12 protein-coding genes are annotated in these 12,973 nt (G+C 66.4%); all 12 read right to left on the bottom strand.

Going from position 1 to position 12,973, the window contains the following annotated elements; genetic code table 11:
• Positions 1 to 174: 174 nt before the first annotated feature.
• Positions 175 to 462 carry a YggT family protein gene (locus ACHL_RS07960; protein WP_015936786.1) on the bottom strand — a complete coding sequence of 96 codons (288 nt, stop codon included), beginning with the start codon at positions 460 to 462 and terminating at the stop codon, positions 175 to 177.
• Positions 463 to 582: 120 nt separating this feature from the next.
• Positions 583 to 1,113, bottom strand: coding sequence for a cell division protein SepF (locus ACHL_RS07955; RefSeq protein WP_015936785.1), 531 nt, complete (start codon positions 1,111 to 1,113; stop codon positions 583 to 585).
• A gap of 90 nt (positions 1,114 to 1,203) precedes the next feature.
• Positions 1,204 to 1,941, bottom strand: coding sequence for a YggS family pyridoxal phosphate-dependent enzyme (locus ACHL_RS07950; protein ID WP_015936784.1), 738 nt, complete (start codon positions 1,939 to 1,941; stop codon positions 1,204 to 1,206).
• Positions 1,934 to 2,623: a polyphenol oxidase family protein gene (locus ACHL_RS07945; RefSeq protein ID WP_015936783.1), complete on the bottom strand. Its 690-nt coding sequence runs from the start codon at positions 2,621 to 2,623 to the stop codon at positions 1,934 to 1,936. The genes ACHL_RS07950 and ACHL_RS07945 overlap by 8 nt, the downstream gene beginning before the upstream one ends.
• A gap of 8 nt (positions 2,624 to 2,631) precedes the next feature.
• A complete protein-coding gene (ftsZ, locus tag ACHL_RS07940) occupies positions 2,632 to 3,879 on the bottom strand; it encodes a cell division protein FtsZ (protein ID WP_015936782.1) in 1,248 nt (415 codons plus the stop codon).
• Positions 3,880 to 4,063: 184 nt separating this feature from the next.
• Positions 4,064 to 4,999 (bottom strand): cell division protein FtsQ/DivIB, encoded by a 936-nt coding sequence (locus ACHL_RS07935; RefSeq protein ID WP_015936781.1) that lies wholly within the window; start codon positions 4,997 to 4,999, stop codon positions 4,064 to 4,066.
• A complete protein-coding gene (gene murC / locus ACHL_RS07930) occupies positions 4,992 to 6,386 on the bottom strand; it encodes a UDP-N-acetylmuramate--L-alanine ligase (RefSeq protein WP_015936780.1) in 1,395 nt (464 codons plus the stop codon). Before murC ends, ACHL_RS07935 begins: the two co-directional genes overlap by 8 nt.
• Entirely contained in the window at positions 6,383 to 7,483 is a 1,101-nt protein-coding gene (murG, locus tag ACHL_RS07925; protein WP_015936779.1) for an undecaprenyldiphospho-muramoylpentapeptide beta-N-acetylglucosaminyltransferase, read from the bottom strand. Before murG ends, murC begins: the two co-directional genes overlap by 4 nt.
• A 6-nt stretch (positions 7,484 to 7,489) precedes the next feature.
• Positions 7,490 to 8,833, bottom strand: coding sequence for a putative lipid II flippase FtsW (gene ftsW / locus ACHL_RS07920; protein ID WP_015936778.1), 1,344 nt, complete (start codon positions 8,831 to 8,833; stop codon positions 7,490 to 7,492).
• A gap of 2 nt (positions 8,834 to 8,835) precedes the next feature.
• The gene (gene murD, locus ACHL_RS07915; RefSeq protein ID WP_015936777.1) at positions 8,836 to 10,413 is read right to left on the bottom strand and encodes a UDP-N-acetylmuramoyl-L-alanine--D-glutamate ligase; all 1,578 of its coding nucleotides are present in this window, start codon (positions 10,411 to 10,413) and stop codon (positions 8,836 to 8,838) included.
• Positions 10,395 to 11,504, bottom strand: a complete 1,110-nt coding sequence (gene mraY / locus ACHL_RS07910; protein WP_015936776.1) for a phospho-N-acetylmuramoyl-pentapeptide-transferase — start codon at positions 11,502 to 11,504, stop codon at positions 10,395 to 10,397. The genes murD and mraY overlap by 19 nt, the downstream gene beginning before the upstream one ends.
• Positions 11,501 to 12,967 (bottom strand): UDP-N-acetylmuramoyl-tripeptide--D-alanyl-D-alanine ligase, encoded by a 1,467-nt coding sequence (locus tag ACHL_RS07905; protein WP_015936775.1) that lies wholly within the window; start codon positions 12,965 to 12,967, stop codon positions 11,501 to 11,503. The genes mraY and ACHL_RS07905 overlap by 4 nt, the downstream gene beginning before the upstream one ends.
• Positions 12,968 to 12,973 lie beyond the last annotated feature (6 nt).

Raw genomic sequence — 12,973 nt, 5'->3', positions numbered from 1 at the left:
GGTCACCTCACTGGTCTGGTTAGTCAGTAGGCCTTCCGGCCGTCAAAACTACGGTACCTAAATTTGGTCTGCTATCTCTAATTCAACACTGCAGTGTCAAACTCGAGTTTCCCTGCTTCACACTATCCGGTCCCGGTGGCACCATCCTGCGCAGCATGGGTGTAAATCTGTGAATCAGGCGAAGCTCCTGGTGATTCCCATCGCAATGCTGACCGCGATGAAGAGGATCAGGAATCCGAGGTCCAGCGAGATGCCGCCCAGGCGCAGCGGCGGGATCAGCCGGCGAAGCACTTTCAGGGGCGGGTCCGTGATGGAGTACACAGCGTGCGCGACCACCAGGGCTATGCCGCGCGGCCGCCATTCCCGGGCGAACATCTGCACCCAGTCGAATACCAGGCGGATGATCAGGGCAACAAAAAACAGCAGGAGCGCGAGATAGACAAGTCCGAAAACAATTCCCATGCCGTAACTCATATCTCCATGTTCAAAAGCCGATGCCGCGGTGGCGCCGATGTGTTGTGTCTATTTCAGCACAGATGCCAGACAGGTGTCCCTGCCTGGCATCCATTCAACGTGTGCGGGTCAGCTTTGGTTGAAGAAGCTGGCCTGGGTGTCGCTGGCCTTCTTGTCGTCGCCGATGACCTCAACGTAGGACGGCGACAGGAGGAACACCTTGTTGGTGACGCGTTCGATGCTGCCGCGCAGGCCAAACACCAGCCCGGCAGAGAAGTCCACCAACCGCTTGGCATCCGACTCACCCATGTCCGTGACGTTCATGATCACCGGAATGCCGTCCCGGAAACTCTCACCGATGAGCTTGGCATCGTTGTAGGAGCGGGGATGGATGGTGGTGATCTGGCGGAGGCCTGAAGTCTCTTCGCGGCTGGAGGCCGCACGCTTGATGGGGGTCACAGGGGCGCGGTATTCCTCTTCGGGGGTGTAGGACGTTTCACGGCTGACCTCGCGGACGGGTGCAGGTGCACGGCGTTCCTCGCGGTCTGCTTCCATTGTTTCGTCCTCATCCTTACGTGTGTTCAATTGCTCGGACTCGTAATGCTCATCGCCGTCGGCGAGCCCAAGATAGATCATTGTCTTGCGCAGAGCGCCGGCCATGGTCGACTCCTAATCGTGTCCCGTAAGCGGGCCGCCCAATGACTTGACAGCACTGGAGTCCCCCGCCCATCACTTCCAACAGTCCCGACGCTACCCCACGGCCGGACGCGATCCGAGAATATCGGAACCGATCCGCAGGTGTGTCGCCCCAAATTTGATCGCTGCTTCCAGGTCCTGGCTCATGCCCGCCGAAATGCCGGTTGCCGCAGGGTGGTCCCGGACCAGCAGTTCCGAGACCTTGGCGAGCTTTTCGAAAGCAGGTTCGGGCGCGGCCCCAAGCGGGGCCACCGCCATGACACCTGCCAGGCGCAGCCCTTCCGCAGTGGCGATCCGATCGGCCAGGGCAGGAACGTCAGCGGGCAACGCGCCGCCCCGGTGCGCTCCGGCGTCGTCCTCGAGGCTGACCTGGATGAAGCAGTCCAGGGGCTCCCGCCCCGTGGCGGCCTGTTCGTTGAGCACCGCTTTGGCCAGCGCATCAACGAGTTGGGGCCGGTCCACCGAGTGCACGGCAGCTGCATAGCGCACCACGGACTTGGCCTTTTTGGTCTGCAGCTGGCCCACAAAGTGCCACGCCAGGCCGGCCCCAGCCAGCTCGGCGGCTTTGGCAGCGGCCTCCTGGTCCCTGTTCTCGCCGACGTCCGTCACGCCCAGGGCGGCGAGGCGGCGGATGTCATCTGCCGGGTGGAACTTGGTGATCACGATCAGCCTGGGCGGTTGGCCCCCGCGACCCGCCGACGCGACTGCCTTGGCGATACGCTCCCGTACCGCCTCCAGCCGCTGGGCGAGTTCATGGAAGCGGGGATCAGCGGCTGCTGCGGCGTCAGTCATGGCACCACACCAGCCCCGCGAAGCGCCCGGTGTGACGGTCCCGGCGGTAGGAATACTGGGACGGCGTCTCCAGGGTGCAGGGACCACTGTATTCGACCATCACGCCGGCGTTTTCCAGCTGGCTCCGTGCACCGGCCGGCAGGTCGAGGCCGGGAGTACCCCAGGAGGTTGTGCTCCGGGTGGCGGGTACTGCGGCAACCACTTCTTCCTGCATGGCGCCGGGAACTTCGTAGCAGCGCCCGCATATGGAGGGCCCAAGCCAGGCCCGGATATCCGTTGCCCCCAGCGAGGCCATGCGCTCTACGGCCGCGGGGATCACTCCGTGGGCAACGCCGGGACGGCCGGCGTGGGCCACCGCAAGAACGGGTCCGTCGGCTGATGCGCCGGCCAGGATCACGGGGATGCAGTCCGCCACCATAACGGCCAGCGGAGTGCCGCGGGATACCATCGCATCCGCCTCGGGAGCGGGACTGACGGAATCCATCAGCACCACGTCCGTTCCGTGGACCTGGTTCATGAACCGGAGGCTGCCGGCACCGACGCCGATCTCCTGCTCAAGCCGTGACCGGCGTTGCCGGACCGCTTCGGGATCGTCTCCGACGTGGAGCGCCAGGTTCCCGGCTCCGTTGTTCGTAAAAGCGGCCGACACCCCCGGAAGGATGCCGGCCCGCCAGTGGAACAAGCCGCTGCCTACTTCAGGAAGTCGGGGACATCCAGGTCGTCCTGGTGGTTGCCGGTAAGGTCCGGCTCCACTACGGACGGCAGGTCCACGTCGAAACCGGAATCTGCGGGTACGGCCGTGGGGCGCTGCTGGCCCCAGTTGCTCAGGCCGGCTGCACCGACGCCTGCGTGGACCGGCTGGACGTTGGGCTGGTGGCTGCCGCCCTGGTGGTTGCCGGCAGACGGCGCCTGCGACGGCGCAGGTGCTGCGGGCCGCTGCGGGGCAGCCTGTGCCTGCGGCTGGGACTGGTCCATGGACGGCGAGGTGGCCTTGACGTCGTCGAAGCCGGCCGCGATGACGGTGACCCTGGCCTCGTCGCCGAGGGCGTCGTCGATCACGGCACCGAAGATGATGTTTGCTTCGGGGTGGGCAACTTCCTGGACCAGGCGCGCGGCTTCGTTGATTTCAAACAGGCCGAGGTCCGAGCCGCCCTGGATGGACAGCAGCACGCCGTGGGCGCCGTCGATCGAGGCCTCCAGCAGCGGGGAGGCGATGGCAAGCTCGGCGGCCTTGACGGCACGGTCTTCACCCCGGGCGGAGCCGATGCCCATGAGCGCGGAGCCCGCACCCTGCATGACCGACTTGACGTCGGCGAAGTCGAGGTTGATCAGGCCCGGGGTGGTGATGAGGTCGGTGATGCCCTGGACGCCGGACAGCAGCACTTGGTCGGCCGAACGGAAAGCGTCAAGGACCGAGACGTTGCGGTCGCTGATGGAGAGGAGGCGATCGTTGGGGATCACGATCAGGGTGTCCACTTCGTCGCGCAGCGCGTCGATGCCGGATTCAGCGGAGCCCGCGCGGCGGCGGCCTTCGAACGTGAAGGGACGGGTAACCACACCAATGGTCAGGGCGCCCAGGGAGCGCGCAATGCGGGCGACGACGGGCGCGCCGCCGGTGCCCGTTCCGCCGCCCTCGCCGGCGGTCACGAAGACCATGTCGGCTCCGCGCAGCACTTCCTCGATTTCGTCGGCGTGGTCCTCGGCAGCCTGCTTGCCAACCTCCGGGTTGGCGCCTGCTCCGAGGCCGCGGGTCAGCTCCCGGCCTACATCGAGCTTGACGTCGGCGTCGCTCATCAGCAGTGCCTGGGCGTCGGTGTTGATGGCGATGAATTCAACACCTCGGAGGCCGACCTCGATCATGCGGTTGACTGCGTTCACGCCACCGCCGCCGATGCCGACGACTTTGATGACGGCCAAGTAATTCTGCGGAGCTGCCACGTTACGTGTCCCTTGTTCGTGTCTTATTGCGAAAACTGATGGTGAGCTTGAAGCCTGCAACCTTAACCTTCGAGTTGAAGGTTATAGTTATGTCAAGTAACTCATGTCTGTGACGGTATTTCCTCTGGTTCCCACATTCAATAACCGGGTCCGCGTGTCGGATTAATACCGGGAAGAAAGCCGCTCACCGTGTCACCGGATGCCGCGGAACACTGACGTCGTAGACCCGCACGGGGTTCTTGGGGTCAGCCGGAACCTTCAGCAGTGCGGCCAGGACTTTGGCTTTGAGTTCCTTCTCCGAGGCGTTGCCCCACACGATGGTCTGGCCGTCCACCAGCTTGAGCTCCACCGCATCAACGGACTTGGCGGAGGCGTTCGACAACTTCGCCAGGACATCCGCGGGCAGGGCACCCAGCACAGCGGCCGTGGCCTTGAACAGGTCCTGTCCAATGGCACCCGCTCCGCCGTCGATCAGCGGCAGGGATACGGACGCCGGGTCCGCGGTGGTTGCCAGCTGCACACCGTCCACGTCCACCAACTGGTACTGCTCCCCCTGCTTGACCAGGGCCACGGGCAGCCGCTCGTGCACGGTGACGGCGAGCCCGGAGGGGGGTCTGGCCTCAGCGGACACGGACTTCACCTGGACCAGCGGCTCGAGGAGCCGGCTGACGTCGTCGTCGCCGATCTGCGGCAGTGGCTTGCCCTGCAGGGGTTCCAGCGCCGCCTGAACCTGGGCAGGGGTCAACAGTGACGTGCCGGACACGGAGACGGTGCGCAGCGCCAGTAGGGGCGAGTACACGGCACCGGCCAAAAGGGCAGCCACCAGTGCACACACGGTGCACACGACCACAAGCAACCTCCGCCTGCGCCGCTTTCCCCTCGGTTCCGGGAAGGCGACGACGTTGGCGGCGGGGCCGGAATCAGCTGCGGCCGCTTTCCTGCCTCCTGTCCCGCTGGTGCGGGCGGCGGGGTTCCCTGGTGCCTGAACCGGTACGCTTCGCGACGCTGAGATCACCTCGTCCGCATCCGGGGAGCCTGCGGCATCCGGTTGGCTCCGCCCGCCGGCCGCCGGGCCTTTGCGGCCCGTCGGGGTGTACGTGGGACGGCGCGTGCTAGCCACGCAGTGCCTCCACGATCCGCGGACCGTATCCGGTCACATCGCCGGCGCCGGCGGTCAGCACGATGTCCCCGTCCGCGGCCGCGTCCACGACGGCGGCAACAGCCTCTCCTGCACTCACCAGGTGGCCCCGGCCGGCCATATGGTCGGCAATGAGCTTGCTGGTGACGCCGGGGATGGGGTCCTCGCGGGCAGGATAGATGTCCAGGACCAGCGCGGTATCCGCCAGGTCCAAAGCGTCGGCGAATTCGCGGGCAAATTCCCGGGTGCGGGAGAACAGGTGCGGCTGGAACAGCACATGCACCTTGTGCTCCCCCGCAACTGAGCGCGCGGCGGTCAGCGCGGCGCGGACCTCGGTGGGATGGTGGGCGTAGTCATCGAACACACGTACCCCACGGGCCTCGCCTTTCAGTTCGAACCGCCGGGATGCGCCGGAGAAGGAGCCCAGGGCTGACGCGGCAGCGCCGGGTGCAACCCCAAGTTCAAGCGCGACGGCGAACGCGGCCGCCGCGTTCAGCGCGTTGTGCCGGCCGGGCACCTGCAGCGCGAGGTCGAACCGACCGTCCGCGGTGGACACCGCAACGCTGCCGGGACCGTCGTCGTAAAGCGTCAGGTCGGCGTCGCCGGCGGTGCCGTACAGCAGGACGCGGGTGGTGCCCGCGTTGCGGGTGCGCTCGGCCAGCGCCCGGGCGCCGGGGTCGTCAGCACAGGCCACAAGGAGTCCGTCGGCGGGCAGCAAGGCAGCGAACCTGTCGAACGATTCATACACGGCTTCGGCTGTGCCGTAGTGGTCCAGGTGGTCGGCTTCGACGTTGGTCACGACGGCGATCTGCGGCCGGTAATTAAGGAACGAACCATCCGATTCGTCCGCTTCCGCCACAAAGATTCCCGATGTGCCGTGTGCGGCGTTAACCCCCAGCGACGGGACGTTGGCGCCGATGGCAAAGGACGGGTCCAAACCGGCGCCCTGGAGCAGCACCGTGACCATGGACGTGGTGGTGGACTTGCCGTGGGTACCCGCGATGGTCACCACGGTGTCCTCCCCCATCGTGGCCGCCAGCGCTTCCGACCGGTGGAGAACGGGCAGTCCCGCCTGCCGGGCCGCTGCCAGCTCGGGGTTGTCCGCCCTGATGGCCGAGCCCGCAACGACGGTCTGGGCATCGCCCAGGTTGCCGGCGTCGTAAGCGACGGCGATCCTGGCGCCCTTGGTAGCGAGGTCGCGCATGACGGGAAGGTCCTTGGCATCGGATCCACTGACGGGGACGCCGCGCGCCACCATGATCCTGGCCACGGCAGACATGCCGACTCCGCCCACCCCGATGAAGTGGACCCGGCCCAGGGACGCCAGGGAACCCCGGGGTTCGCTGCCGGAGAGGTCGTGGTTGCTCATGCGGACACCGCTTCCAGGATGAGGGCCGCCATCTGCCGGTCGGCGTCACGTATGCCCAGCCGGTAGGAGCTGGATTCCATCGTGGCCAGGCGCGGCTTGTCGGTGACCAGCGGGACCAGTTCCTTGGCCAGCCATTCGTCGGTAAAGTCGCGGTCCTGGACCAGCAGGGCGCCGCCGGCGGCCACCAGGCCCGCGGCATTCAGGGCCTGTTCCCCGTTCCCGATCGGCAACGGAACCAGCACAGCGGGCACGCCCACGGCGGCCACCTCGCAGACGGTCGCCGCTCCGGAGCGGGCCAGCAGGACGTCCGCCGCAGAGTAGACGAGTTCCATGCCGTCCACGTACTCCACCTGGCGGTAGCCCGGTGCCGCCAGCGGCTGGCCGGCTCCGTCGAGGACGGACTTGCCGCGCCCGGTGATGTGCAGGGTCTGGATCCCCGCGGCAGCCAGCTGACCCACGGACGCGGCGATGGTGCGGTTGATGCTTTGGGCACCGGAGGATCCGCCGGTGACGATGAGGGTGGGCTGCTGCGGATCAAGTCCGAGTGCTTCCCGGGCGGCGGTCCGCCCGGCGTTCCGGTCCAGGCCCGAGATTTCCGTCCGCATGGGCATGCCGACATGCACGGCGTGCCGCAGCGGCGTCCCTTCGAATGCGACGGCCACCCGTGAGGTCATCCGGGCGCCCACCCTGTTGGCGAGCCCGGGCCGGGCGTTCGCTTCGTGGATCACGATGGGTATGCGGCGTTTCCGGGCAGCGAGGTACATCGGCGTGCAGACGTATCCGCCCACACCCACCAGCACGTCGGCGTCAGCGCGGTCCAGGATATCTCCGGCCTGGCGGACTGCTCCTGCGAGCCTGGCAGGAAGACGCAACAGGTCGGCCGACGGTTTGCGGGGGAACTGGACCCGGTCGATCGTTGCCAGTTCAACCCCAGCTGCGGGGACGAGGCGGGTTTCCATCCCGGACGGAGTGCCGACGGCGAGGATGGCGGCGTCCGGCGAGGCGTTCTTCACGGCCGCGGCGATGGCAAGGAGCGGACTGATATGTCCTGCTGTGCCGCCGCCGGCCAGGACGATGGAAGGGCTCTTCGAATTCATGTGGGATCAGGCACGCTTTCTTGCAGACTTCTTGTTCCGGGGGGCTTTCTCCCGCCCTGTGGCCTTGAATTTCAGCATCCGTTTGGGCCGGATGGCCGGAGCCATCTGTTCCCTGGCCAGGGAAAGCACTACGCCAATGGCGCAGAGGGACATCAGCAGCGCGGAGCCGCCATAGGAGATGAAGGGAAGGGGTACGCCGATCACGGGCATGAGGCCGGTCACCACGGACATGTTCACCGTGGCCTGACCCAGGAGCCACACCATGATGGTGCCGGCCAGGACGCGGTGGAAGGTGTCTTCCTGTGCCACCACCACGCGGTAGATGGCCGCGCCGAGGATAGCGAAAAGGATGAGTACGACGACGGTGCCCACCAGGCCCAGTTCCTCGCCAATGATGGCGAAGATGAAGTCGTTGTGGGCTTCGGGGATCCAGCTGTACTTCTGCCGGCTTTGCCCCAGCCCCACGCCGAACCAGCCGCCCGACGCCAGCCCGTAGAGGCCGTTGGTGGCCTGGTAGTTGGCGTCGATGCCGTCAGCACAGGATTCGCCCGTCCACCAGGACGTGATGCGGCACATGCGGTTGGAGCTGGTGATGGCCATGACTGCCGCACCGGCGGCCCCCAGCAGCCCGGCGATGCCGAAGAAATAAAGGGGCACGCCGGCGAAGAACAAGGCGGCAGCGGCAATCATCATGATGATCATGGCCGTACCGAGGTCGTTGCCGATCAGGACCAGCCCGATGACGATGACCGCTACCGGAATGGCCGGGACGAAGACGTGCTGCCAGCGCCGCAGCAGCTTGCCCTTCATGGCCAGCACGGTGGCCATCCAGAGTGCCAGGGCCAGCTTTGACGCCTCGGACGGCTGGAAGGTGATGCCGCCGAGGTCGATCCAGTTTTTGTTGCCGTTGACTTCCGCGCCCACCACCTGCACCAGGGCCAGCAGGACCATGGCGGCGATAATTGCGGGCCAGGCGAGACGCTTGAGCCACACCACGTTGATCCGTGACAGGACGAACATGGTGAAGATGCCGATGCCTGCGAACATGCCCTGTTTCAGGGCATCTCCGTAGGGAGATTTTCCGGCGGCAATGGATTCAACGCTGGAGGCCGACAGGACCATCATGATCCCGATTGCGGTCAGTGCCAGGGTGGAACCAAGGATGAGGTAATACGTGGAGCCGTTCCGGGACGTTCCGTTGCCCTCAAGGGCTGACCAGAACCTGCGGTAGCCATTCCTGAGCCGGACCGTCACGGGTGCCGGGCGCTTCGCCTTTGTGGCGGTGGAGCCTGTGCCTGTCGGACGGCCTGGCCGCCCGGCTGGTTGCCGGCGCGTTGGCGTGCTGACCATTCTTACTCCTCGCCGGTTTTGGCCTGCCCTTCCACCAGCCCGCGGACAGCTTCGATGAATGTGTTGCCGCGGTGTGCGTAGGAAGAGAACTGATCCATGGAGGCAGCTGCCGGAGCCATCAGCACAGTATCGCCGGAGCCGGCCAGCTGGGCTGCTGTCGCAACGGCCTGGGACATGACCTGCTCCCCGGAAAGGGGGAAACGGGTACCGGTGGCACCTTCCGCTGCAGCAGTCTGCACCTCTTCAGTTTCACCCGGCGCCGCCGCAATTACGGGGACATCCGGCGCGTGTCGCTGGAGGGCTCCGGCAAGCTCGGTGGAGTCGGTTCCGATCAGTACCACAGCCTTGAGCCGGTGTGCCTGCTCGCGGACCAGGTCGTCATAGGTGACGCCCTTTGAGAGCCCGCCGGCAATCCAGACGACGTTGGTGAAGGCCGCCAGTGAAGCTGCGGCGGCGTGGGGATTGGTGGCTTTGGAATCGTTGACCCACAACACGCCTTCGTGCCGGGCAACCGGCTGGATGCGGTGGTCGCCGGGAACGTAGTCCCGGATCCCCTGGCGGACAGCCGCGGCGTCGACCCCGTAGGCGCGGACCAGCCCCGCGGCGGCAAGCGCGTTGGCCACCATATGCCGGGGAGCGATCGGACCGAGGTCGGCCATGGCCGCGAGTTCCGCGGCGCTGTCCCGCCGCTCTTCGATGAAGGCACGGTCCACCAGGAGGCCTTCCACGACGCCCAGCATGCTGATCGCCGGAGTCACGGTGGTGAAACCGATGGCACGGCACCCTTCCACGACGTCGGCGTTCTCCACCATGCGTTCGGTTTCGAACTGCTCGGCGTTGTAGAGGCAGGCCTTTTGGGTCCGTTCGTAGACCTTTGCCTTGTCCGCCAGGTAGGAGTCGTAGGATCCGTGCCAGTCCACGTGGTCTTCGGCAACGTTGAGGCAGACGCTGGCCAGCGGCGACAGGGATTCCGCCCAGTGCAGCTGGAAGCTGGACAGTTCCACGGCGAAGACGTCGTATTCGACCGGTTCCCGGATGGCATCAAGGATGGGCTTGCCCACGTTGCCTACCGCGATGGCCTTCAACCCTGCGGCCCGCAGCATGGATTCGGTGAGGCCCACGGTGGTGGTCTTGCCGTTGGTGCCGGTGATGGCCAGCCAGTCGGCGGTCTTGCGCCCCTCCCGCCGGCGGACCCGCCAGGCCAGTTCGACGTCGCCCCATACGGGGATGTGTGCGCGGGCTGCCGCGGCAAGCAGGGCCTGGTCCGGACGCCAGCCCGGTGAGGTGACGATCAGTTCCGGCAGTTCGCCGTCGATCCGCGGAATGCGGGTAACAGCTTCTTCGCCGAGAAGGACATCGGCGGCACCGACGATCTTCAGGGTGTCGGCCGAGGCCTTGGCGGTGTCGCTGGTGGCGGCATCGACCACCACCACCCGGGCACCCAGTTCGATCAGCGTGTCCGCGGCGGCAAAGCCTGAGACACCGATGCCGGTAACGGCCACGCGCAGCCCGGACCAGTCAGAGTCCCAGGTGACGAGGTTTTCCAGGCGGGGGGAAACGGTCACAGCAGCACAACCCATTCAGCGTAGAAGATACCAAGACCGACGGCGACAAAGAGGCCGCCAAGGATCCAGAACCTGACCACCACCGTGACTTCGGCCCAGCCCTTGAGTTCGAAGTGGTGCTGCAGGGGTGCCATTTTGAAGACCCGTTTGCCGCCGGTGGCTTTGAAGTAGCCAACCTGGATGATGACCGAGAGGGTGATGAGGACGAAGAGTCCGCCGATGATGCCCAGCAGCAGTTCGGTGCGCGAGAGGATCGCGAACCCTGCAATGGCACCACCGATCGCCAGGGAGCCGGTGTCGCCCATGAAGATCTTGGCCGGCGAAGTGTTCCACCAGAGGAAGCCCACCAGCGCCGCGCTCATGATGGCTGCCAGCAGGGCGAGGTCCAGGGGGTCGCGGACGGAGTAGCAGCCGCTGCCGGCTTCCCGGGGCGAACCGCAGGCCTGGTTGCTCTGCCAGATTCCCATCAGGGTGTAGGCGCCGAAGACCATGACGGAGGCGCCGGCCGCCAGCCCGTCCAGGCCGTCGGTGAGGTTGACGCCGTTGGTGGCGGCGGTGACGATCAGGTTGGACCAGACCACGAAAAGGATGGCCCCGAGGACGGTCCCGCCGAAGGCGAGGTCAAGCCACGGCAGGTCACGCACCAGCGAGATCTTGGTGGAGGCGGGCGCGAGCCCGGATTCGTCCGGAAAGTTCAGTGCGAGTACGGCGAAGATAACGCCGACGGCGGCCTGCAGGATCAGCTTGGCCTTGGCGTTCAAGCCGAGGCTCCGCTGCCGGGAGATCTTGATGAAGTCGTCGAGGAACCCGACGAGACCCATACCCACCATGAGGAACAGCAGGATCAGGGCGGAGGCGGACGGCCCCGGGGAATCCGGGTTCATCAGGAACATGATGAGGTGTGTGAGCCCATAGCTCAGCAGCACGGCGGCCACCACCACGGTGCCGCCCATGGTTGGCGTCCCGCGCTTCGTGTGGTGGGACGTGGGTCCGTCATCCCTGATGAACTGGCCGTAGCCGCGGCGGACCAGCAGCCTGATGAACAGCGGGGTTCCGACGAGGGCGCAGAGCAGGGCCAGCCCGGCGCCGATCAAAAGTGCAATCACAGCTGTGTGCTCCTTTCATCGGCGTTCAGGGGGGTTTGTGGGGGTAATGCTATCCGATCGCCCAGATGGCGCAGGCCCACGCTGTTGGAGGACTTGAAGAGGACCAGGTCTCCCGGTTCGAGCTCGGCATTGAGGAGTTCGTAGGCCTCGTCCGGGTTTTCGGCGAACAGGCATTCGTCGCCCCAGGAGCCTTCCTGGACGGCTGAAACATAGAGGGCCCGCGCTTCCCGGCCCACCACCACCAGCCTGGAGATGTTGAGCCGGACCACCTGCGTTCCCACGGCGGTGTGTTCCCGGATGGAGTCGTCACCGAGTTCAAGCATCGCGCCGAGCACCGCCCAGGTCCGCCTGCCGCGTCCAAGATCGGCGAGCGTGCGCAACGCTGCCCGCATGGATTCCGGATTGGCGTTGTAGGCATCGTTGATCACCGTGACGCCGTCCGCACGTTCTGTGCGTTCCATGCGCCAGCGGCTTGCCGCGCTTTGCTTGCTCAGGCCGGCGGCAATGTCCGCGCCGGACATCCCGGCTGCGAAGGCAGCGGCCGCCGCGGCGAGCAGGTTGCCGGTGTGGTGCGCCCCGATGAGCTTGCTGGCCACGTGCTGCGGACCGTCGCTGCCGGGCAGCTGAAGGTCGAATTCCGGGTTGCCGTGTTCGTTGGTATCGGCGCTGAGGGCCTGCACGGCGGCTCCCCCGCGTCCTTCGGCGCTGAAGCCGAGCACGGTGGCCGTGGTGCGGCTGCGCATGGCGGCCACCCTGTCGTCGTCGAGGTTGATGATCGCGGTCCCGTCGGCGGAGAGGCCTTCAACCATCTCGCCCTTGGCGAGTGCGATGTTGTCTACTCCGCCGAATTCGCCGGCGTGGGCGGTTCCCACCGCGAGGACCACTCCGATGTCCGGCTTCACCATGTCGGCGAGGTACCGGATGTGGCCGATCCCGGTTGCGCCCATTTCGATCACGAGATAGCGCGTGCCCTCATCCGCCTGGAAGACGGTCAGCGGAACGCCTACCTCGCCGTTGTAGGAGCCTTTCGGCGCCACCGTTGAGCCCTGGGAGGCGAACAGCCCGGCCAGGAGGTCCTTGGTGGTGGTCTTGCCGGCGGAGCCCGTGATGCCGACGACGGTGAGCTCCTGGACTGCCGCGGCACGGGCGGCACGGATGCGCCGCACGGCCTCCGCCGCCAATGCGCCCATGGCGAGGACTGCGTCCTCCACCAGTACCGACGGGTAGGAACTGCCGTCCGGCCTGGCCGCCGGGCGCTCCACGAGCGCCAGCACGGCGCCGGATTCGAACGCTGCGGCGATGAAATCATGCCCGTCAGCGTGTTCTCCGGGCTTGGCCACGTACAGCGAACCGGGTGTGGCTTCGCGGGAGTCCGTCACTACCGATGTAGGCGTAATTCCGGGATCGGCGTCCAGGCGCCCCTTGGTGATGTCGGCGATTTCGGCCGCAGTAAAAGCAATCATCTCGGT

It is taken from the genome of Pseudarthrobacter chlorophenolicus A6 (assembly GCF_000022025.1).
In the GTDB taxonomy this organism is placed as follows: domain Bacteria; phylum Actinomycetota; class Actinomycetes; order Actinomycetales; family Micrococcaceae; genus Arthrobacter; species Arthrobacter chlorophenolicus.
Note: the sequence above shows the minus strand (reverse complement) of the source record. Positions and strands in the feature narration are given on the sequence as shown.

What these genes read in the sequence shown, in the direction of transcription:
- ACHL_RS07960 (WP_015936786.1), bottom strand. Translation starts at nt 462, where the DNA reads ATGGGAATTGTTTTCGGACTTGTCTATCTCGCGCTCCTGCTGTTTTTT.
- ACHL_RS07955 (WP_015936785.1), bottom strand. Translation starts at nt 1,113, where the DNA reads ATGGCCGGCGCTCTGCGCAAGACAATGATCTATCTTGGGCTCGCCGAC.
- ACHL_RS07950 (WP_015936784.1), bottom strand. Translation starts at nt 1,941, where the DNA reads ATGACTGACGCCGCAGCAGCCGCTGATCCCCGCTTCCATGAACTCGCC.
- murC (WP_015936780.1), bottom strand. Translation starts at nt 6,386, where the DNA reads ATGAGCAACCACGACCTCTCCGGCAGCGAACCCCGGGGTTCCCTGGCG.
- murG (WP_015936779.1), bottom strand. Translation starts at nt 7,483, where the DNA reads ATGAATTCGAAGAGCCCTTCCATCGTCCTGGCCGGCGGCGGCACAGCA.
- ftsW (WP_015936778.1), bottom strand. Translation starts at nt 8,833, where the DNA reads ATGGTCAGCACGCCAACGCGCCGGCAACCAGCCGGGCGGCCAGGCCGT.
- murD (WP_015936777.1), bottom strand. Translation starts at nt 10,413, where the DNA reads ATGGGTTGTGCTGCTGTGACCGTTTCCCCCCGCCTGGAAAACCTCGTC.
- ACHL_RS07905 (WP_015936775.1), bottom strand. Translation starts at nt 12,967, where the DNA reads ATGATTGCTTTTACTGCGGCCGAAATCGCCGACATCACCAAGGGGCGC.